General features: G+C 70.5%; 19 protein-coding genes and 1 tRNA gene. 7 read left to right on the top strand and 13 right to left on the bottom strand.

Annotated elements, in window-relative coordinates:
• Nucleotides 1–168 precede the first annotated feature (168 nt).
• The 4 genes from ACFWGJ_RS26390 to ACFWGJ_RS26375 all read right to left on the bottom strand — a co-directional run bounded on the left by ACFWGJ_RS26390 (nt 169) and on the right by ACFWGJ_RS26375 (nt 3,859).
• Nucleotides 169–381, bottom strand: coding sequence for a hypothetical protein (locus tag ACFWGJ_RS26390; RefSeq protein WP_387329074.1), 213 nt, complete (start codon nt 379–381; stop codon nt 169–171).
• Nucleotides 382–462: 81 nt separating this feature from the next.
• The gene (locus tag ACFWGJ_RS26385; protein WP_387329071.1) at nt 463–1,353 is read right to left on the bottom strand and encodes an SDR family oxidoreductase; all 891 of its coding nucleotides are present in this window, start codon (nt 1,351–1,353) and stop codon (nt 463–465) included.
• Complete coding sequence (locus tag ACFWGJ_RS26380; protein WP_387329069.1) at nt 1,350–2,276, bottom strand: alpha/beta fold hydrolase; 927 nt, start codon at nt 2,274–2,276, stop codon at nt 1,350–1,352. Before ACFWGJ_RS26380 ends, ACFWGJ_RS26385 begins: the two co-directional genes overlap by 4 nt.
• Nucleotides 2,273–3,859: a flavin-containing monooxygenase gene (locus tag ACFWGJ_RS26375; protein ID WP_387329067.1), complete on the bottom strand. Its 1,587-nt coding sequence runs from the start codon at nt 3,857–3,859 to the stop codon at nt 2,273–2,275. Before ACFWGJ_RS26375 ends, ACFWGJ_RS26380 begins: the two co-directional genes overlap by 4 nt.
• Before the next feature lie 166 nt (nt 3,860–4,025).
• Between ACFWGJ_RS26375 and ACFWGJ_RS26370 the strand changes: the two genes are divergently transcribed.
• Nucleotides 4,026–4,649, top strand: a complete 624-nt coding sequence (locus tag ACFWGJ_RS26370; protein WP_387329083.1) for a MerR family transcriptional regulator — start codon at nt 4,026–4,028, stop codon at nt 4,647–4,649.
• A 60-nt stretch (nt 4,650–4,709) separates the two neighbouring features.
• Here the strand turns inward: ACFWGJ_RS26370 and ACFWGJ_RS26365 are convergent, their stop codons facing one another.
• Nucleotides 4,710–5,537, bottom strand: coding sequence for an exodeoxyribonuclease III (locus tag ACFWGJ_RS26365; RefSeq protein WP_387329064.1), 828 nt, complete (start codon nt 5,535–5,537; stop codon nt 4,710–4,712).
• An 81-nt stretch (nt 5,538–5,618) separates the two neighbouring features.
• Between ACFWGJ_RS26365 and ACFWGJ_RS26360 the strand changes: the two genes are divergently transcribed.
• The gene (locus tag ACFWGJ_RS26360; RefSeq protein WP_387329061.1) at nt 5,619–6,095 is read left to right on the top strand and encodes a GNAT family N-acetyltransferase; all 477 of its coding nucleotides are present in this window, start codon (nt 5,619–5,621) and stop codon (nt 6,093–6,095) included.
• A 119-nt stretch (nt 6,096–6,214) separates the two neighbouring features.
• Here the strand turns inward: ACFWGJ_RS26360 and ACFWGJ_RS26355 are convergent.
• The 7 genes from ACFWGJ_RS26355 to galU form a co-directional block, all read right to left on the bottom strand.
• A tRNA-Ala gene (locus ACFWGJ_RS26355) sits at nt 6,215–6,288 on the bottom strand.
• A gap of 132 nt (nt 6,289–6,420) precedes the next feature.
• A complete protein-coding gene (gene glpR, locus ACFWGJ_RS26350; protein ID WP_387329058.1) occupies nt 6,421–7,863 on the bottom strand; it encodes a gephyrin-like molybdotransferase receptor GlpR in 1,443 nt (480 codons plus the stop codon).
• A 177-nt stretch (nt 7,864–8,040) separates the two neighbouring features.
• Nucleotides 8,041–8,700, bottom strand: coding sequence for a GNAT family N-acetyltransferase (locus tag ACFWGJ_RS26345; protein ID WP_210889982.1), 660 nt, complete (start codon nt 8,698–8,700; stop codon nt 8,041–8,043).
• On the bottom strand, nt 8,697–9,272 hold the full coding sequence (locus ACFWGJ_RS26340; protein WP_387329055.1) for a molybdenum cofactor biosynthesis protein B: 576 nt from the start codon (nt 9,270–9,272) through the stop codon (nt 8,697–8,699). Before ACFWGJ_RS26340 ends, ACFWGJ_RS26345 begins: the two co-directional genes overlap by 4 nt.
• Nucleotides 9,269–9,748, bottom strand: a complete 480-nt coding sequence (gene moaC, locus ACFWGJ_RS26335; protein WP_189774961.1) for a cyclic pyranopterin monophosphate synthase MoaC — start codon at nt 9,746–9,748, stop codon at nt 9,269–9,271. Before moaC ends, ACFWGJ_RS26340 begins: the two co-directional genes overlap by 4 nt.
• Before the next feature lie 73 nt (nt 9,749–9,821).
• Nucleotides 9,822–11,144 (bottom strand): gephyrin-like molybdotransferase Glp, encoded by a 1,323-nt coding sequence (gene glp, locus ACFWGJ_RS26330; protein WP_387329052.1) that lies wholly within the window; start codon nt 11,142–11,144, stop codon nt 9,822–9,824.
• 4 nt (nt 11,145–11,148) lie between these two features.
• Entirely contained in the window at nt 11,149–12,051 is a 903-nt protein-coding gene (gene galU, locus ACFWGJ_RS26325) for a UTP--glucose-1-phosphate uridylyltransferase GalU (RefSeq protein ID WP_387329049.1), read from the bottom strand.
• Between the two features lie 94 nt (nt 12,052–12,145).
• Here galU and ACFWGJ_RS26320 point away from each other — a divergent pair, with 94 nt between their 5' ends.
• Entirely contained in the window at nt 12,146–12,769 is a 624-nt protein-coding gene (locus ACFWGJ_RS26320; protein WP_387329046.1) for a 5-formyltetrahydrofolate cyclo-ligase, read from the top strand.
• An 83-nt stretch (nt 12,770–12,852) separates the two neighbouring features.
• Here ACFWGJ_RS26320 and ACFWGJ_RS26315 read toward each other — a convergent pair whose 3' ends face one another.
• Nucleotides 12,853–15,675 (bottom strand): penicillin acylase family protein, encoded by a 2,823-nt coding sequence (locus ACFWGJ_RS26315; RefSeq protein ID WP_387329043.1) that lies wholly within the window; start codon nt 15,673–15,675, stop codon nt 12,853–12,855.
• Between the two features lie 231 nt (nt 15,676–15,906).
• Between ACFWGJ_RS26315 and ACFWGJ_RS26310 the strand changes: the two genes are divergently transcribed.
• The 4 genes from ACFWGJ_RS26310 to ACFWGJ_RS26295 all read left to right on the top strand — a co-directional run bounded on the left by ACFWGJ_RS26310 (nt 15,907) and on the right by ACFWGJ_RS26295 (nt 20,524).
• Nucleotides 15,907–17,433 (top strand): potassium/proton antiporter, encoded by a 1,527-nt coding sequence (locus ACFWGJ_RS26310; RefSeq protein ID WP_387329079.1) that lies wholly within the window; start codon nt 15,907–15,909, stop codon nt 17,431–17,433.
• Nucleotides 17,434–17,893: 460 nt separating this feature from the next.
• The gene (locus ACFWGJ_RS26305; RefSeq protein WP_387329076.1) at nt 17,894–19,153 is read left to right on the top strand and encodes an MFS transporter; all 1,260 of its coding nucleotides are present in this window, start codon (nt 17,894–17,896) and stop codon (nt 19,151–19,153) included.
• A 69-nt stretch (nt 19,154–19,222) separates the two neighbouring features.
• Nucleotides 19,223–19,573 carry an FmdB family zinc ribbon protein gene (locus ACFWGJ_RS26300; RefSeq protein ID WP_387329041.1) on the top strand — a complete coding sequence of 117 codons (351 nt, stop codon included), beginning with the start codon at nt 19,223–19,225 and terminating at the stop codon, nt 19,571–19,573.
• A 108-nt stretch (nt 19,574–19,681) separates the two neighbouring features.
• Nucleotides 19,682–20,524 (top strand): S-methyl-5'-thioadenosine phosphorylase, encoded by an 843-nt coding sequence (locus tag ACFWGJ_RS26295; protein WP_387329038.1) that lies wholly within the window; start codon nt 19,682–19,684, stop codon nt 20,522–20,524.
• Nucleotides 20,525–20,640 lie beyond the last annotated feature (116 nt).

Here is a 20,640-nt window from a genome sequence, read left to right as displayed (position 1 = left end):
CCTCAGGAGGGGCTGCGCCCCATCAGGGGCGCGGGGAACTGCGCGGCCCGCCCCCACCGGGCCGCGGACAGCAAAAACGTGGGGCGCCCCAGAGAAGAGGGCACCCCACGTCAATTCCGGCCAAGGCCGAAGGTCGAACAGAGCGTCAGCTCAACCGAGTCGCACGTCTCAGACGTCGAACTCGTCACGCCGACCCCGCTCACCCTCAGGCGAACGCCGCTCCGGCCGCTCACGATCCGGCCGCTCACGCTCGGCGGGCCGCTCTCGCTCGGGCATCTGCTGCCCACGCTCGCCCGCCTGGTCACGCCGCTCGCCGAGCTTCTGCTTGGCGTTGCGCTGAAGCTCTTCGGTCTTGTCCTGGAACTGGTCCTTCATGGCCATGAGGTTCACTCCCGTTTGTGGGTGAGGGGGTTGGGCCTCGACCAGAGTTACACGCACGGACATTGCGCGCATTTCGATCAGTCACGGTCGGTGACGCACCGTGTCCCGCCCGGCCTGATCAGCCTCCCCACCTGCACCGACGAGCCCCGTACCGACGCTCCCCAGCCTCGGTGCGAACCGCCGCATCTCCCGCTGCCCGACCGTTCCGATGAGCGCGGGGAGATAGCCCCGTACCCCCTGCATCCCGCGCAGCCACCACTGCCCGTACACATGACTGGACCTCCGCTCGATCCCGGCGACGATCCGGTCGACGGCCGGCCCCAGCGGGTACGTCTTGTTGGCGGGCCACGGCAGCCGCTGGCGCAACTCCCGCATGACGTCGTCCTGGTCGGCCCCGCGCACCATGTCGGTGTCGGTCCAGGAGAGGTACCCGACCCCGACGCGTACGCCCTGGTAGCCGACCTCGGCCCGCAGGCTGTGCGCGAACGCCTCGACGCCCGACTTGGACGCGCAGTACGCGCTCATCATCGGCGCGGGCGTGATCGCGGCGAGCGAGGCGATCTGGAGCAGATAGCCGCGGCTCTCCTGGAGGACGGGCAGGAAGGCGCGGGCGGTGACGGCCGACCCGATGAGGTTCACCTCGATGACCCGCCGCCAGGCGACCGGGTCGGAGTCGACGAACGGACCGCCGTTGGCGACCCCGGCGTTGGCGACGACGATGTCGACCTTGCCGAACCGCGCCTTCACCTCGCGTGCGACCTCGGCCATGGCCTCATGGTCGGTGACGTCGGCGTGCCAGTACCCGCTCTCGCCGTGCAGCCGCCCGGAGACGCCCTTCAGTTCCTCGGGTTCGAGGCCGACGAGCGCGACGGTGGCGCCGCGGGCGGAGAGCTTGCGGGCGAGGAGTTCCCCGACGCCCCGTGCGGCCCCCGTGACGACGGCGACCTGTCCTTGAAGACCGACCCTGCTCATGCGCCCTCCTTGATCACTGCGTATGTGGCGACGAGGGCCCGGATCCGGGTGGTGACCAGGTCGGGGGCCTCGATGGGGGTCATGTGCCCGATGCCGGGCAGTTCGGTGGAGCCGACGCAGTGCGGCAGCGCGGCGACCAGCGAGCGGGCGTGCACGGCGGGCGTCAGCCGGTCCGCCGTACCCACGACGACCTCGGTGGGGACGCGCAACTCCCGTACCGCGTGGTCGAGATCGAGCAGGTCGAGCACCTTCGACCAGGAGTGGCGCACCTGCCGGGGGCACGCGTGCACGATCCGCGCGCACGCGTCGACCATGGCCGGCGCCGAACCGGGGCCCATGGTCCCGTACTTGAGGATCCGCCGGGCGAGCGGTGTGACCGGTCCGAGCGGCGCCCGCGACCCGAGGATCTGCTTGGTCAGCCAGGTACGCGACCGCCCGGCCCGCATCGGCAGTACGAGCGACTCGGCGACCAGCCGTGAACTGCCCGTGCTGCACAGGAGTACGGCGGCGGCGTGCTCACGGAACCCGGCCCGTTCGGACGCGGCGATGAGCGTCATGCCGCCCATGGAGTGCCCGGCGAGGACGGCCTTCTCGCCCGGTGCGAGGGTGGCCGCGAGCACGGCCTCCAGGTCGTCGGCGAGCCCGTCCGTGCTGCACGCGGGGCTCGCGGGGCTGCGCCCGTGCCCGCGCTGGTCGTAGACGATCACCCTGTGGTCGGTGGCGAGCTCCCGTATCTGCGCGGCCCAGAAGGCGGTCGAGCACGTCCAGCCGTGCGCGAGCACCACCGCGGGGGCGGCCGGGTCGTCCACGGCTCCGTGCACCTCGACGTGCAGCCGCGCCCCGTCGGCGGAGACCGCCGTCAGCTCGCGCGCGGGGACGGGCGGCGCGTAGGGACCGGAGGCCTCGCGCGTCAGTCGGCTCATGCTTCTGCCTCGGCCTTCTTCTTGGTACGGGCGGCCGGTGTCGCGGGCTGCGCGGCCGATGCCGGTACGAGTTCGGGTTCGGGTTCGGATGGGGGCGCCGGTGTGGGCGCGGGCGCGCGGATCAGGTCGTACTCCGCCAGGTCCACGTGCCGTGTCGCGCCGCGGAACTCCGTGGTCGTGCCCGGCCAGACGGTCGTGTTGACGCCGTTCTCGTCGAGGTACCAGCTGTTGCAGCCGCCGGTGGACCAGACCGTGCGCTCCATGCGTTTCTGGACGCGGTCGTTCCAGGCGTCGACCGCGCCGGGGCGTGCGTCGAGGGCGGCCCGGCCGCCGAGCACGTCCAACTGGCGTACGTAGTCGGCCAGGTAGTTCAGCTGGGACTCGATCATCAGGATCATGCTGGAGTTCCCGAGGCCCGTGTTGGGCCCGATGATCGTCATCCAGTTGGGGAACCCGGCGGCGGTCGCGCCCCGCAGGGACCTCATGCCGGACGCCGACCACGCCTCGGCGAGCGTTCTGCCGTCCGCGCCGACGACCCGGTCGGCGATGGGCATGTCGGTGACGTGGAATCCCGTACCGAAGACGATCGCGTCGACCTCGGCCTCGCTGCCGTCGGCGGCGACGACGGTGGAGCCGCGGACCTCGCGCAGTCCGCTCGCGACGACGTCCACATTGGGCTTCGCGAGGGCCGGGTAGTACGTGCTGGACAGCAGGATGCGCTTGCAGCCGATGCGGTAGGACGGGGTCAGCTTGGCCCGCAGTCCCGGGTCCTTGACGGCCCTGAACATGTTCCGTCTGGCGATCTCCTCGACCAGCCCCAGCTCGCCCGGGCGCTTGGTGAACGCCTGGACCTGCAGCTCCCGGATGCCCCACAGGAGTCCGCGCCGCAGCCGGGCCGTGACGGGCAGCGTCCGGTGCAGCAGCCGCTCGGCGCCGCTGACGGCCCGGTCCATGCGGGGCATCACCCAGGGCGGGGTGCGCTGGAAGAGGGTCAGTTTCGCGACCTCGGGCTGGATCGCCGGCACGATCTGGATGGCGGAGGCCCCGGTGCCGATCATCGCGACCCGCTTGCCGCGCAGGTCGTAGTCGTGGTCCCAGCGGGCCGAGTGGAAGACCTTGCCGGGGAAGGTGTCGAGTCCGGGGACGTCCGGCACCTTGGGGTCGGAGAGCGGCCCGGTGGCGGACACGACGAGGTCGGCGGTGAGGGTGCCGCTGCTGGTCTCGATCACCCAGCGCAGCCGCTCGCCGTCCCAGGTCATGAGCTTGACCTCGGAGTTCAGGCGCAGATGGGGCCGCAGTCCGAAGGTGTCGGTGACGTGCTCCAGATAGGCGCGGATGTGCTCCTGCCCGGAGAAGGTGCGCGGCCAGTCGGGGTTGGGCGCGAAGGAGAACGAGTAGAGGTGGGACGGCACGTCGCAGGCGCAGCCGGGGTAGCTGTTGTCGCGCCAGGTCCCGCCCACGCTGCCGGCCCGTTCCAGGACGACGAAGTCGGTGACGCCCTCGCGGCGCAACCGTACGGCGGCTCCCAGCCCGCCGAAACCGGAGCCGATCACCGCCACCCGTACATGTTCGTGCTCGGTCATCCCGATGCCTCCATGCCGCGTCCATGCCACGTACGACCGCGCCAGTGAACACTGGCGCAATGGGGAGACTAGAGCAGCTCCGTACTCATGGGTAGGGGTTGCACACAGGAAAGTTACCGGCGGTACGACATAGGGTGCCGATGTGGCGGACAAGCGGGAGTACCGAATGGAGGAGCTGGCCCAGCAGGCCGGCATCACCGTGCGCACGCTGCGCTTCTACCGCGAACGGAAGCTGATCCCGCCACCGCGCCGCGAGGGCCGCATCGCCTGGTACGACGAGGACCACCTCGCCCGGCTGCGTACGATCGCCGCCCTCCTGGAGCGCGGCCACACCCTCAGCGGCATCGCGGAACTGGCCGAGGCGTTCGACCACGGCCGCGACGTGGGCGAACTGCTGGGGCTCGGCGTACCCACCGAGGAGACCCCGGTGCGCCTGTCCCCCGAGGAACTGGCCGACGTCTTCGCGGGCCAGGCCACCTCGGAGAACCTCGCCGCGTCCCTGGACCTCGGCTACCTGGCCACCGACGGCACGGACATCGTCCACATCAGCCGCCGGCTCCTGGACACCTCGGCGGCGCTCGTCCGCGAGGGCATCCCGCTCGCGGACATCCTCGCCGCCGCCCGCCGCGTACGCGAACACGCGGACGCCCTGGCGGAGTTGTTCACCGAGGTGGTCCTCACAGCCGACCGCACACCGGAGGACCTCCAGCGACTGCGCCCCCTGGCGAAGAGCGTGGTGGAGGCGGAGCTGTCGATGGCGCTGGACCGACGCCTGCAGAAACGGCCGTAGGCGCCCCTGGCACCTACGGCCGCACCCGCCGGCCACCTGTCATCGATCATCGGTCACGCGTCACCTGTCGTAGACGACGGTCACCGGCGCGTGGTCGGACCAGCGCTCCCCGTGGGTCGCCGCCCGCTCCACGAATCCCTTGACGGCCCGGGCCGCGAGTCCGGGCGTGGAGACGTGGTAGTCGATCCGCCATCCCGAGTCGTTGTCGAAGGCGCGCCCGCGGTAGGACCACCACGAGTACGGCCCGTCGACGTCGGGGTGCAGCGCGCGCACGACATCCACGTACCCGCCCCCGCCCTCTGCGCCCCCCTCTGCCTCCGCTTCGGCGAAGACCTTGCCCAGCCACTCCCGCTCCTCCGGCAGGAAGCCGGAGTTCTTCTGGTTGGCCCGCCAGTTCTTGAGGTCGGCCGGCTGGTGGGCGATGTTCCAGTCGCCGCACACGACGACCTCGCGCCCCTCGGCGGCGGCCCGCACGCGCAGCCCCTTCAGATGGACGAGGAACTCGTCCATGAACCGGATCTTCTCGTCCTGCCGCTCGGTCCCGACCTCGCCGGAGGGCAGGTACAGGCTGGCGACGGTGACGCCGGGCAGGTCCGCCTCGACATAGCGTCCGCTGCCGTCGAACTCGGCCGACCCGAAGCCGACCTGGACGCGGTCGGGCTCGCGGCGCGTGTAGAGGGAGACACCGGCCCGCCCCTTCGCGGCGGCGGGCGCGTGCACGACATGCCACCCCTCGGGCTGCCGTACGCCCTCCGGAAGCTGCTCGGGCTCGGCCCGCACCTCCTGGAGGCACAGCACATCGGCGGACGTCTCCGCCAGCCACTCCACGAAGCCCTTTTTGGCGGCGGCCCGGAGCCCGTTTACATTCACAGAGGTCACAGTGAGCACCCGGGCACGATACCGGCACACTGGACGAGCACAGCGCACCTGCCCACTTCCCCCCTACTGCATAGAAGTACGATACTTAGCATGGATATACGCCGGGTCGCCTTCGACCACCCCGACGCCGTCAAGCTCAACGACGAGGTGCAGGCCGAGTACGCCGTGCGCTACGGCGACGAGGGCGATGTCACCCCGCTCGACCCGTCGATGTTCGATCCGCCGCTCGGCCTCTACCTCATCGCGTACGACGCCGACGGCCGGCCCGTGGCCACCGGCGGCTGGCGCACCCAGGACGAGAACGACGAGGGCTACTCGGACGGCGACGCCGAGCTGAAGCGCATGTTCGTGATCGGCGAGGCCCGCGGCAACGGCCTCGCCCGCCGCATCCTCGGCGCCCTGGAGGCCGACGCCCGGGCGGCGGGCCGCACCCGCATGGTCCTGGAGACCGGCAACAAGCAGCCCGAGGCCATCGCCCTGTACGCGTCCAGCGGCTACGAGCCCTGCGCCAAGTTCGGCCACTACCGCTTCCACAAGGACAGCCGCTGCTACGCAAAGGCCTTGTGAGGAGCCACACTCCGCCGCCCTGCAGCAGGACCATCCAGGTACGCGGCTCGGGCAGCGAGTGGCCACGCAACACCAAAGAACCCCCGCCGGATCTCCCCGGCGGGGGTTCTGAGCTGCGGTGGACCTGTGGGGATTTGAACCCCAGACCCCCTCGATGCGAACGAGGTGCGCTACCAGACTGCGCCACAGGCCCTTGCAACGAGTGAAACTCTAGCATCCCGATCCGGGTGCTTGGAAATCCGTTCCCGGTGGCTCTCCCGCTGGTCAGGGGCAGGGCCTCCGGTGGGGTTCTGAGGTGTCGTCACCGGTGTCCTCAGTGGTGTCGTCACTCGTTGGCGGCGCGCGGCCGGTCGCCGTCCTCGTACTGGTCGAAGAGCGGCGTGCGGCCCCGTTCGCGGGCCCGGCGGGCCGAGGCCGCGCGGCGGGCGTCCGCGGCGCTGTCCGAGCTGTCGCTGTCGTCGTCCCCGTCGGGCTCGTCCAGTTCCTCCTGCGCCTCGGCCGCTTCGGCGGCCTCCGCCGCCTCCGCCGCCGCGCGGTCCGCGTTCGGCTCAGCCGTGCTGGACCGGGCCGAGCTCCACGCGTCGGGCGCGCCCAGGTCGACGTCGGACGTCGCACGCGGGGCGACCGGCGCCGTCACATACGTCGGCAGGGGCACCGGGACGGGGTCCCAGCTGTCGCCGCGGGCGGGGCCGTTGCGGCGCTCGCGCTGCTGGTCGACCCACTCCGCGTGGTCGGTCTGCTCGACGAGGGCACGGCGGTCGGCGGCGAGCGCCGACATGCCGGGATCGGTGTCGGGCTCGGGTCCGTCCTCCGGCTCGTCGGCGGCGCCCGGGTCGGCCGGGGGCCGCCGGCGCGGCTGGCGCTCCCTCAGCCGCTGCGCCGCGGCCTCGGCGTGCCTGCGGTCCATCACATAGGTGAAGCGCCGGCGCTCCTGGGAGCGCAGATACGCGATGTAGATGCTCAGCATCACGGCGGGCACCCCGGGCGCCCACAGGAACGCGAGCCCGCCGACGGCGGCGACGATCGCACCGAGTGTGAAGGCGATGAACAGCATGACGGTCGTACGCCGTCGGCGCGCGAGCACCTTCGAGCGCCGGGCGCGGGCTGCGGCCTCCGCCGCGGCGGCCCGTCGCGCGGGGGACGGCGACGCCGTGCCGTTCGACGCCTTCGTTCCGTTCGACGCCTTCGAGGCGCCGGACGTCTTCGAGGAACGGGACGTCTTCGCGGGCTTGGCGCCCTGCTGGGGCACGGGGCGGGCGCCGGGCTTGGGGGCCGTCACGGCCGCCTGCCGTGCCGCCTGCCTCGCCTCCTGCTCCGACGCCTGCTGCAGCGCCTGCTGCTGTGCGGCCTGCCTCGACGCCTGCGCCTGTCTGGAGGCCTGCGCCTGAGCCTGTGCGTGCTGGGCCTGCGCCTGGGCGTGCTGCGCCGCGGAGCGCGCGTCCCGCGCGTCCCGCGCTTCACGCGCCTCGTCGACGTTCGCCCGTACTTCACGGCGCGTCGGAGGCATGGCGAAGGCCCGGACGTCCACCGAGTCGGTGACGCCGTCCGGGTCGGCGCGCTGCTCCCCCTCTTCGGCGGAGCGCGCCTGCAGGTCCTTGGCGTATCGGCGCTCCATGCCCGCCCGTCCGGACAGAAGCCGGATGGCGGTGCTGAAGCGTTCCGTCGGACGGGCCTCGTTCAGCTCGTCCTGCCTACGGAGCCACATCGGCACCAAGTAGGCGGCCCAGGCCCCGACAATGACTGCGTAGATGAGGCCGCTGCTGCTCACGCCTCACACGGTAGAGGGGTTTGCATGAGGCCATCTGCCAATTGAGCCGGTGTGTCGCACGATCTGGCTGATATTTCGAGCTTTTTTTGTGACCGATGCGATCAGCTGGCTACCGAGAGCACGAAATTAATGCCCGAGGGTGGTCGATCACCGATCATTTTCGAACACCTATTTCATTTACGCGGTGTTCCGGGGTGTGTCCCGTGGTGAGTTTTCGGACGCGTTCCTCGTGCGTGTCCGGCGCCAGCGGGCCAGCAGTCCTTCGGGGATCTCCTCGGCGGTGAGGGCGAAGACGAGGTGGTCGCGCCAGGCTCCGTCGATGTGGAGATAACGCGGACGGAGACCTTCGTCACGGAATCCGAGTTTCTCGACGACCCGTCGGCTGGGCCCGTTCTCGGGCCGAATGCAGACCTCGATGCGGTGCAGACCAACGGTCCGGAAGCAGTGGTCGGACACAAGCGCCACGGCCGTCGGCATCACTCCGCGTCCGGCGACCGCCTCGTCCACCCAGTAGCCGATATGGCCCGAACACATGGAGCCCCAGGTGATTCCGGCGACCGTCAGCTGTCCGACGAGCCGCCCCTGGTACTCGATGACGAAAGGCAGCATCCGCCCCGCGTTCGCCTCGGCGCGCAAATGCCGGACCATCTGCCGGTACGTCGGCCGGTGGGCGATCGGCCCGCTGGGCGTGGGCGGCGGAATGGTCGCCTCCCAGGGGCGCAGCCAGTCCCGGTTGCGCCGGTTCACATCGCGCCAGGCTCGCTGGTCGCGCAGCTTTATGGGCCTGAGGACCACATCGCCGTGCGCCAGCTCGACCGGCCAGGATGGGCTGTTCAGCTCGCACCCCCACTGCCGCTGGGTCTGGGGTGGTCGCCGCCGCGCAGCTGGTCGACGGCGTGGATCAGGAGGGGTTCGAGGACCGCGAGGCCGTCCTTGACCCCGCCGGTGGAACCGGGCAGGTTCACGATCAGCGTCCCCTCGGCGACCCCGGCGAGGCCCCGGGAGAGCGCCGCCGTGGGCACCTTCTCCCGCCCGAACGCCCTGATGGCCTCGCCGATGCCCGGCACCTCGTAATCGATGACCTTGCGTGTGGCCTCCGGTGTGCGGTCGGTGGGCGAGATGCCCGTACCGCCGGTGGTCACGACGACGCTGTAGCCGGCGCGGACGCCCGTCCGCAGCGCGTGCTCCACGGGGTCCCCGTCGGGCACCGCCCACGGGCCGTCGACGGCGAAGCCGAACTTCGCGAGCCCCTCCGCGATCAGGGGCCCGCCCCTGTCCTCGTAGACACCGGCCGCCGCGCGGTTCGAGGCCGTCACGACGAGCGCGCTGTACGGGGCGGTCAGCGCGCCGCCGATCGGCGGATCGGCCGGGGCCTGCGAGGGCGGCGGGTTCTCCGGGGCGCCCGTCATGGCCGGCTCCAGTCGCCCGACTTGCCGCCCGTCTTCTCCTCCACGCGCACGTCCGTGATGACCGCCCCCTTGTCGACCGCCTTGACCATGTCGATCACGGTGAGAGCCGCCACGGTGACCGCGGTGAGGGCCTCCATCTCGACGCCCGTGCGGTCGGTGGTCTTCACGGTGGCCAGGATCTCGACCGCGTCGTCCGCGACCGACAGGTCAAGCTTGACACCCGACACCGACAACGGGTGGCAGAGCGGGATCAGATCCGGTGTGCGCTTGGCTCCCATGATGCCCGCGATGCGCGCGGTGGCGAGGGCGTCGCCCTTGGGCACCCCCTCGCCGCGCAGCAGCTCGATCACGCGGGGCGAGACCAGGACGCGGCCGCTCGCGCGGGCGGTGCGGGCCGTCACGTCCTTCTCGGACACGTCGACCATGCGGGCGGCACCCGCCTCGTCGATGTGGGTCAGTCTGTCCTGCGTACTCATGCCGTACTCATGCTGTGGCGGCGCTCCCGGTCGTGCCTGTCGTGCGCGACACGGTACCCCCAACCCGGAGCTGTCAGCCCAGGAGGACCACGTCGACCTCGGTGCCGCTCTCCACGGACTCGACGGTCTCCGGGACCACGATCAGCGCGTTCGCGTGCGCGAGGGCCGCGATCAGATGGGATCCGGCGCCGCCGACGGGCTTCACTTCCCCGTCCGCGTAACGACCGCGCAGGAATTGACGGCGGCCGGCGGGCGAGGTGAGCGACTTGTCCGTACGGAGCGTCGCCCGGACGCTGGGCCGGTGGACGTCGGCCAGGCCCGCCAGGGTGCGGATCGCGGGGCGCACGAACAGCTCGAAGGACACGTACGAGGAGACGGGGTTGCCCGGGAGGGCGAGCAGCGGGGTGTGGTCGGGGCCGATGGTGCCGAAGCCCTGGGGCTTGCCGGGCTGCATGGCGAGCTTGCGGAACTCGATGCCGCCGCCCGCCTCGTCCTCGTCGCCGACCGAGGAGAGCGCCTCCTTGACGACGTCGTACGCGCCGACGCTGACGCCGCCCGTGGTGACCACGAGGTCGGCGCGGATGAGCTGGTCCTCGATGGTGGCGCGGAGTGTCTCGGCGTCGTCGGCGACGGCGCCCACCCGGTAGGCGATGGCTCCGGCGTCGCGGGCCGCGGCGCACAGGGCGAAGCTGTTCGAGTCGTAGATCTGGCCGTTCTCCAACTCGCCGTCGGGCTGGACCAGTTCGCTGCCGGTGGACAGGACCACCACGCGCGGGCGGGGGCGGACGCGGACGGTCCCGCGGCCGATCGCGGCGAGCAGGCCGATCTGCGGGGGCCCGAGGACGGTGCCCGCGGACAGGGCGCGGTCTCCGGCGTTCACGTCGCTGCCCTTCGCGCGCACATGCGCGCGTGCTCCCGCCGGGCGGTGCACGTGCACCTGCCCGGAGGCGCCCTCGGGGGACGTGCTGCGGGCGCGCATCCCGGAGACGGGGCCCTGGCCGAGGCCGCCGTCGGTCCACTCCACGGGGACGACCGCCTCAGCGCCGGGCGGCAGCGGGGCGCCCGTCATGATGCGGGCGGTCTGGCCGGGGCCCACGTGCAGCAGCTCGGACTGGCCCGCCGCCACGTCGCCGACGACCGTGAGGACCGCCGGATACTCCTCGCTGGCGCCCGCGACATCGGCGACCCTGACCGCGTACCCGTCCATCGAGCTGTTGTCGAAGGGCGGCAGGGACACCGGCACCATGACGTCCTCGACCAGGACACAGCCCTGGGCGTCGAGGATCTGCAGCTGGATGGGGTCCAGGGGCCGCACGGTCGCGAGGATGTCCTCCAGGTGCTCGGTCACCGACCAGAGGTGGTCCTGGCCGGTGGCACGGGTCGCGGCGGTGCTCAAATTGCTACATCTCCTCGGTGACGTAACTGCGAAGCCAGGCACGGAAGTCCGGGCCCAGGTCTTCACGTTCGCACGCGAGTCGGACAATGGCACGCAGGTAGTCGCCGCGGTCACCGGTGTCATAGCGGCGGCCCTTGAAGACGACGCCGTGCACGGGGCCGCCGATCTTCTCGTCGTCGGCGAGCTGCTGGAGGGCGTCGGTGAGCTGGATCTCGCCGCCGCGGCCGGGCTCGGTGGTGCGGAGTATGTCGAAGACGTGCGGGTCGAGGACGTACCGGCCGATGACCGCGTAGTTGCTGGGGGCGTCCGCCGGGTCGGGCTTCTCGACGAGGCCGGTCACCTTGACGACGTCGCCGTCCTCGGTGGTCTCGACGGCCGCGCAGCCGTAGAGGTGGATCTGCTCGGGCTCGACCTCCATGAGCGCGATGACGCTGCCGCCGTGCTGCTCGTGGACGTCGACCATGCGCTTGAGCAGCGGGTCGCGGGGGTCGATCAGGTCGTCGCCGAGGAGGACGGCGAAGGGTTCGTTGCCGACGTGCGGGGCGGCGCACAGGACGGCGTGGCCGAGACCCTTGGGGTCGCCCTGGCGGACGTAGTGCATGGTGGCGAGGTCGCTTGACTCCTGCACCTTGGCGAGCCGGCCGGCGTCACCCTTCTTCTGAAGGGCCGACTCCAGCTCGTAGTTGCGGTCGAAGTGGTCCTCAAGGGGGCGCTTGTTGCGGCCCGTGATCATGAGGACGTCGTCGAGGCCTGCGGATGCGGCCTCCTCGACCACGTACTGGATCGCGGGCTTGTCCACGACCGGCAGCATCTCCTTGGGAGTGGCCTTGGTGGCCGGCAGGAACCGGGTGCCGAGACCTGCTGCGGGGATGACAGCCTTGCTGATCCTTGGGTGCGACTGAGTCATGCCCGACACCATATCCGGTGCCTTTGTAGTGAATCTGTGGCTCCGGTTAATTCGCTCTCATATGAGCGCATTATGAAGGGTACGGAACAAGTCTATGAGCCACCTGAGACCTGAAGAGGACTCTGCCAAGCGTTCGTTGCGGCGGGAGATCCTCACGGTGAGGACCAGGTTGACGGCCGATGACGCGCGGGAGACGGAGACCTCTCTCGCGGGCCGCGCGCTGGAGCTGCCCGAACTGGCGCGTGCGCGCACGGTGGCGGCGTACGTCTCCGTGGGGAGCGAACCGGGCACCCGTACGCTCCTCGACGCACTCCACGCGCGCCGTGTGCGTGTGCTGCTCCCCGTGCTCCTCGCGGACAACGATCTCGACTGGGGCGCCTACGACGGCCCGGACTCGCTCGTGCCCGTCCGGCTCGGGGGCAGGACGACCCTCCTGGAGCCCGCGGGCACCCGCCTGGGCCCGGAGGCCGTGCTCGGCGCCGACGCCGTACTGCTGCCGGGTCTGGCCGTGGACGGGCGCGGGATGCGGCTCGGCCGCGGCGGCGGATCGTACGACCGGGTGCTCGCGCGGCTGGAGCGGGCGGGTACGGATCCGGCCCTCGTGGTGCTGCTCCACGACTGCGAAGTGGTGGGCCACGTACCCGCGGAGCCGCACGACCGGCCGGTGCACGCGGCGGTGACTCCGTCGGGGGTGCACCGCTTCCGCCGCGTCCAGTAGGCACCCGGTACGCGAGACAACGGCAAAGGGCCCTCCACGCGTGCGTGGAGGGCCCTTTCAGCGATGCCCGGCGGCGGTGGCTGTCAGGGTTTCAGCACCAGGCTGTCCGACGTGGCCTTGTCGACGGCCCGGTCCGAGGAGACCCACGGGAGCAGTTCGCCCTTGACCCACTTGCTGGTCTGGTCGATGTAGTGGGCGCTGTACGCGTGGCCGGAGGCCCCGGTCAGGTTGATCCACTTGGACTTGTCGAAGTTGTCGAGGTTGACCACCATGCGCATCGACGGCACCCAAACGACCGAGTAACCGCCCGCCGCGTTCCAGCCGGTGGCGTTCACCGCCGCCTCGCCGCCGCCCATGTTGTACGGGCCGCGGTTGAGCATGTACTGCAGGAAGCCGGGGCCTTCGGTGCCCAGGGTCTGGTTCTTCAGGTACAGCCGGTGCAGGCGGCCCCAGCTCCAGGTGTCCAGGTCCTTGCCGAGCTTGGCGGTCAGCTCCCAGCGGGCGTCCGCGAGGGCCCGCCCGAAGAGCTCGTCACGGGTGTCGACGGCCTTGTCGTTACGCGTCCTGGGCGCCGACCACCAGTCGTTGTCCTCGTCGTCGAGGATCTTGCGCACCACCTCGAACCAGCGGTCGCCGCCGTCCGGCTGGGCGCTGTCCGCGTCGCGCTGGCCGCACTCGCGCACCTTGTCGTCCTCGTCGTCGACCGGGCCGGTGGAGTCGGCCGGTTCGACGTACAGGCACTGGCCCTTGACCCGCAGCTCCTTGGGGAGCTTGTTGCCGAAGGCGAGCTTGAGGATGTTGCGCCAGGTCGCGTTGAAGTACGCGGCGGCGGCCGAGTCGGCGTCCTGGGTGTAGTTCCAGCCCTCCAGGAGCTTCTGCGCCTCACGGACGTCCTTGTCGGGCACGTCGATCTTGAGCAGCTTGGGCACCAGCAGCTTGGCGATCTCGCTGCTGTTGTCGAGCTGCATCTGGCGCATGTCGTCCGTGGAGACCTTGCCGCCGTTCTTGATCTTCGACGCGATGAGGTCGGAGATCCGCTGGCTGCGGGTGCCGTAACCCCAGTCCGTGGTCAGCGTGTACGGGTACTTGTCCTTGTCGACCACGGCCTGGTTGGCGGTCACGATGTAACCGCGCTTCGGGTTGTACTCGTTGGGGAGTTCGTCCTGGTCGATGTAGCCGGTCCAGCGGTACTTGGAGTCCCAGCCCGGTGACGGGAGCGAGCCGTCGCCCTCGCCGCGGATCGGGATCCGGCCCGGCAGCTGGTAGCCGATGTTGTCCTCGCGGTCCGCGTAGACGAGGTTCTGCGAGGGGACGTCGAAGAGGGTGGCCGCCTTGCGGAAGCTCGTCCAGTCGGTCGCCTTGTTGATCGCGAAGACGGCGTCCATCGAGGTGCCCGGGTCCAGCGCGGTCCACCGCAGGGCGATGCCGTAGCCGTCGCCGCGGTCGGGGGCGGCGCTGTCGACACCGGCCTTCTTGCCGACCTTCACGAGCTCGTCGTCACGGTCGGACAGCAGCGGTCCGTTGTTGGTCTCCCGGACGGTGATGGTCTTGCTCGCGCCGCCCGCGACGTCGATCTTCTCCTTGCGGGTGGTGAAGGGCAGCACCTTGTCGTCGTACTCGTAGCCCTCCCCGGTGAGCTTCTCCAGGTAGAGGTCGGTGACGTCGGCGCCGGAGTTCGTCATGCCCCAGGCGATCTCCTGGTTGTGGCCGATGACCACACCGGGCATCCCCGCGAAGGTGTACCCGGAGACGTCGTACTGGCACTTCTCGGAGACGCTCTTGCAGTGCAGGCCCATCTGGTACCAGACCGACGGGAGCGAGGGCGACAGGTGCGGGTCGTTGGCCAGCAGGGGCTTGCCGCTGATGGTGTGGGTGCCCTTGACGACCCAGGAGTTGGAGCCGATGCCGTTGCCGTTCACGCCGACGGCCTCGGGAACGTCGTCCAGCACCCCGTAGAGGCCCGACAGCTGGCTCTCCAGCCCCGCGGGCGCCTCGGCGCCGTTCGTGAGCCCACTGCCCGCCACGGACTGCGTACCGCCGGTGCCTGTGCCTGTGCCTGTACCTATGCCCGTGCCTGTACCTGTGCCGGACCCGGTGCCCGTGCCGGAGCCCGTGCTGCTCTGGGAGTACTCGCCGGTGACGGTGTCGTACCGGCCCTCCCGCACGATCGGCTTGTTCCGGTCGTACGGGTACTGCGGGTACAGGTCGGCGATCTGCTTCGGGCCGAGCCGGCTGGTCATCAGGGAGCGGTCGATCTCGTCCTGCATGTTGCCGCGCAGGTCCCAGGCCATCGCCTTGAGCCAGGCCACGGAGTCGACCGGGGTCCACTCCGTGGGCTTGTAGTCGTTGGTGAAGCCGAGAGCCGCGTACTCCAGGGAGATGTCCGCGCCGTCCTTGCCCTTCAGGTAGGCGTTGACCCCCTTGGCGTACGCCTGGAGATACTTCTTCGTCTCCGCCGACAGCTTGCTCTTGTACTCCTTCTCCGCCACCCGCTGCCAGCCGAGCGTGCGCAGGAACTCGTCGTTGTCGACCTGGCCCTTGCCGAACATCTCGGAGAGCCTGCCGGCCGTCATGTGGCGGCGGACGTCCATCTCGTAGAACCGGTCCTGCGCCTGGACGTAGCCCTGCGCCATGAACAGGTCCTCGTCGGTCGAGGCGTAGACCTGCGGGATGCCGTAGCCGTCCCGCTTGACGTCCACGGGCCCCGACAGACCGTCGAGGGTGATGGAACCCTTGGTCTGCGGGAAGGAGGCGCGGACGGTGCTGATGCTCCAGAAGGCCCCGTAGGCGACACCGCCGACCATGGCCAGAACCAGGATGATCAGGATCAGACGGGCTCTGCGCCCCTTCTTCCTGCCGGACTTGCCGGGCTTCTGACCGGAAGATGCGGTGGTGTTGGGGGGCATCGCTGTCCTTGCTGTCCTCACGCGAGCGGCAGACGGGCTTGTCCAGTTGACTGAACGCTGGAGCAACCATAGGCGCAGGGCCAACCCCGGCTTGACGCGGTGTCGGGAACCCGGGCGGACGAAAGTTCGATCTTGCCCTGGCAAGTGTCAAGAAAGCGTCAAGAGTTAGGTAAGGTAACGAAGTAGTTGCGCTGATAAAACCGATCAAACCGAGCTACTCGGAACAGCAGGATCGGAAGAACGAGAAGGGAACAGCCGCTGACTGTCCACCACCTCAACCAGCTCTTGCTCGTCTGCTCGCTCGTTCTGCTCGTCGCGGTGGCAGCGGTTCGGATCTCCTCGCGCAGCGGACTCCCCAGCCTGCTCGTCTACCTGGGCATCGGCGTCGCCATGGGCCAGGACGGCATCGGCGACGTCCACTTCGACAGCGCCGAACTGACTCAGGTCATCGGATACGCGGCCCTGGTCGTGATCCTCGCCGAGGGCGGTCTGGGCACGAAGTGGAAGGAGATCAAACCGGGGCTCCCGGCCGCCTCCTCCCTGGCGATCGTCGGCGTCTCGGTGAGCGTCGGCGTCACGGCGACGGCGGCCCACTACCTGATCGGGCTGGAGTGGCGGCAGGCGCTCATCATCGGCGCGGTGGTGTCCTCCACGGACGCGGCGGCTGTTTTCTCGGTCCTACGGAAGGTGCCGCTCCCCTCGCGCGTGACGGGCATCCTGGAGGCCGAGTCGGGGTTCAACGACGCCCCGGTCGTCATCCTCGTCGTGGCCTTCTCGACGGCCGGCCCGGTGGACCACTGGTACCACCTGATCGGCGAGATAGCGCTGGAGCTGGCCATCGGAGCGGCCATCGGGCTCGCGGTGGGCTTCATGGGGGCGTACGGGCTGCGGCATGTGGCGCTGCCCGCCTCCGGCCTCTATCCGATCGCGGTCATGGCGATCGCGGTCACGGCGTACGCAGCCGGGGCACTGGCCCACGGCAGCGGCTTCCTCGCCGTGTACCTGGCGTCGATGGTGCTCGGCAACGCGAAGCTGCCGCACTGGCCCGCCACCCGCGGCTTCGCCGACGGGCTCGGCTGGATCGCTCAGATCGGCATGTTCGTCCTGCTCGGCCTGCTCGTCACCCCGCACGAGATGGGCGACGACATCTGGCCGGCGCTCGTCATCGGCCTCGTGCTGACCATGGTGGCGCGCCCGCTGAGCGTCGTGGTGGCGCTGCTGCCGTTCCGTATGCGCTGGCAGGAACAGGCCCTGATGTCCTGGGCCGGACTGCGCGGCGCCGTGCCCATCATCCTGGCGACGATCCCGATGGTGAGCGGCATCGAGGAAAGCCGTCGCATCTTCAACATCGTGTTCGTCCTTGTCGTCGTCTACACCCTCGTCCAGGGGCCGACGCTGCCCTGGCTGGCTCTGAAACTGGGGCTGTCCAAGTCCGACTCGGAGACCGCCGACCTGGGGATCGAGTCGGCGCCCCTGGAACGGCTGCGCGGGCATCTGCTGTCCGTCGCCATCCCGGACGGGTCGAAGATGCACGGCGTCGAGATCAACGAGCTGCGGCTGCCCGCGGGGGCCGCGGTCACGCTGGTCGTCCGCGGAGGAGAATCGTTCGTTCCGCTTCCCACGACCGTGCTGCGGCGCGGCGACGAACTGCTCGTCGTGGCGACGGACCCCGTCCGGGACGCCGCCGAGCGACGACTGCGGGCGGTCGGCCAGGGCGGCAAACTGGCGGACTGGCTGGGGACGGGCGGGGGTCGCTGAGCGCTGGGCGCTGGGCGCTGGGCGGGGGCCTACGGGGGCACGGCTTGGCGGGGCCGGGTGGCGGGGCGGAGCGGGGTGAGGCGGGGCGTTGTGAAAGCCAGGCGGCCGGTTTGGAAGTGCTGGTTTTCACAGGTCTGGTCTCTGAGGGGCCTGTATCATCAAGGCACACTTGATCGAACCAACTCTGCCTGACGCAGTGCTGGCGCGACCGTATGGCGGCCGCGGCGCCCCCTTCAGTGGGCGGCCCGGTATCTACCGCAGTTCCGCGCAAGAGGACAGCTCTCGGCGCCCCGCGCCCCGCCACAGGGGCCGCGCTACCAGGCGGCAGAAAGGCACGGCCGTGGCATCCACGGTCACCCAGGGGCCCGGCGGGACTCCGGACTCCACCGGCCCTTCGGCCTCCACCGGAACGTCGGACTCCACCGCAGCGTCGGTCTCCAAGCGCCCGGGGTACGGGCAGCTGCTGCGTACGCGCGGCGCCTGGACGTTCCTGCTCCCCGGCTTCGCCGCGCGCCAGCCGTTCGCGATGCTGACCATCTCCATCGTGCTGCTCGTGCAGCACACCACCGGCTCGTACGGGACCGCCGGCGCCGTCGCCGCCGTGACCGGTGTCGCCATGGCCCTGTTCGCGCCGTTCACGGGCCGTCTCGCCGACCGGCACGGCCAGCGGGCCGTACTGCTGCCCGGTGTCGTCGTGCACGCGCTGGCGGGCCTCTCCCTGACCGCGCTGGCCCTCGCGAACGCTCCCCTGTGGGCCCTGTTCGCCGCCGCCGTGCCGACCGGCGCCTCGGTGCCGCAGGTCGGGCCCATGGTGCGGGCCCGCTGGGGCGCCAAGCTCCAGGGCTCGCCCCTGATGACGACCGCGGCGGCCTTCGAGTCCGTCACGGACGAGCTGACCTTCGTGTTCGGACCGCTCCTGGCGACCGCGCTGTGCACGGCCGTGGACCCGGCCGCGGGGCTGCTCACGGAGGCCGCGCTGACCTTGGTGGGCGGCCTGCTGTTCGCCGCCCAGCGGGGCTCCCAGCCGCCTGTGGGTGTCGAGACCGGAGCCGTGGGTGGTTCGGGGGCCGGTGACGGCGGGCACGCGCGCGTGAAGGCCGTTTCCGCACTCGCCGTCCCCGGTGTGCGGGTGCTGGTCGTGGCCTTCCTCGGCATCGGTGCCGTCTTCGGCGGCATGCAGGTCTCGCTGGCCGCGTTCAGCGAGTCGATCGGCGAGCCCGGCCTGAACGGCGTCCTGTACGGGACGTTCGCCGCGGGCAACATGCTCTCCGGCATCGTCTGCGGCGCGATCGCCTGGAAGGTGGCCCCGCGCCGCCGCCTGCTCATCGGGTACGCGGCCCTCGCGCTGACCGCCTCCGGCCTGTGGGCGGCCCAGTCCGCGGTCGTCCTCGCCGGGACCGGCCTCGTGGTCGGCATGTGCATCGCGCCCGCCCTGATCACCGGCTACACGCTGGTCGAGGGTCTGGTGCCGGCGGGCGCCCGCACGGAGGCCTTCACCTGGCTGACCGGCGCCGTCGCGCTCGGCCAGGCGGCCGCCGTCATGATCGCCGGACAGCTGGAGGACCGCCTCTGGGACGGGGCCGGTTTCCTGGTCCCGATGGGCGGCACACTGCTCGCTCTGGCCACCCTGGTGAGCCTGCGTTCGCGGCTCGCTCCGCCGGCCGTGAGCCGTACCGTCGCACGTGGCGTCGGTCACCGCGTGCCGGTGGCAGTGGACTGATCCCGAGGAATAGGTCAGTATGGACCGTCGTTAGCACTCACTGAGTGAGAGTGCCAGGAGGAAGACACAGTGCCGACCTACCAGTACCAGTGCACCGAGTGCGGCGAAGGCCTTGAGGCGGTGCAGAAGTTCACCGATGACGCCCTGACCGTGTGCCCCAACTGCAGTGGCCGCCTGAAGAAGGTGTACTCCGCAGTAGGCATCGTCTTCAAGGGATCCGGTTTCTACCGCAACGACAGCCGCGGCTCGTCGTCGAGCAGCAGCCCTGCCTCGGCGTCGAAGTCCTCGGGCTCGTCGTCCGACTCGAAGCCGTCCAGTTCGTCGGACTCCAAGTCCTCGTCTTCGTCCTCGTCGGACTCGAAGTCGTCGTCTTCGAAGTCGTCGTCCACGAGTTCGTCCTCCGGCAGCAACGCCGCCTGACGCCGTCTCGCGCCTTTTCCTGACGAAGGCCCCGTCGTCGCGCTTCACGCGCGCGGCGGGGTCTTCGGCGTTTTCGGGCTCGATGAAGGCCCGGTTAGGGTGCCCGTCATGGCGAACACGGAGAACGTCGAGATCGGCGTCATCGGCGGGTCGGGTTTCTATTCGTTCCTCGACGACGTGACCGAGATACAGGTGGACACCCCCTACGGGCCGCCCAGCGACTCCCTCTTCCTCGGCGAGATCGCCGGGCGACGGGTCGCCTTCCTCCCTCGCCACGGACGCGGGCATCATCTGCCGCCGCATCGCATCAACTACCGGGCCAATCTGTGGGCGCTGCGTTCCGTCGGCGCGAGGCAGGTGCTCGGGCCGTGTGCCGTGGGCGGGCTGCGGCCCGAGTACGGGCCCGGGACGCTGCTCGTGCCGGACCAGTTCGTGGACCGTACGCAGTCCCGGGCGCAGTCGTTCTACGACGGGGTGCCGTTGCACGACGGGGGCTTGCCGAACGTGGTGCATGTGTCGCTGGCCGACCCCTACTGCTCCGTCGGGCGCGAGGTCGCGCTCGCGGCGGCGCGCGGGCGGGAGTGGGAGGCGGTGGACGGCGGGACGCTCGTGGTGATCGAGGGGCCGCGGTTCTCGACCCGGGCGGAGTCCCTCTGGTACCGGGCACAGGGGTGGTCCGTGGTGGGCATGACCGGGCATCCGGAGGCGGCGCTCGCCCGTGAACTGGAGCTCTGCTACACGTCGATGACGCTGGTCACCGATCTCGATGCGGGGGCGGCTGCGGGGGAAGGGGTCTCGCACGACGAGGTGCTGAAGGTGTTCGCCGCGAATGTGGGGCGGTTGCGGGGGGTTCTGTTCGACGCGGTCGCGGGGTTGCCCGATGGGGGGTCGCGGGGTTGTTCGTGTGCTTCCGCGTTGGGTGGGATGGATCCGGGGATCGCTTTGCCGTAGAGGGCTCGTCGGGGTGGGAGCGGGCCGTGCCGGTACGTCGAAAGTCCGCCGCGTAGGGCTCCCGCAAAAAAGCCGGACCTTCCAACCGAGAGCCGTATGCACGGGGGCAGCGGACT

Origin of the sequence: Streptomyces sp. NPDC060205 (genome assembly GCF_042728395.1) — a bacterium.
Lineage (GTDB): Bacteria > Actinomycetota > Actinomycetes > Streptomycetales > Streptomycetaceae > Streptomyces.
The sequence above is the reverse complement of the archived record's forward strand: the minus strand, read 5'-3'. Positions and strand labels throughout refer to the sequence as shown.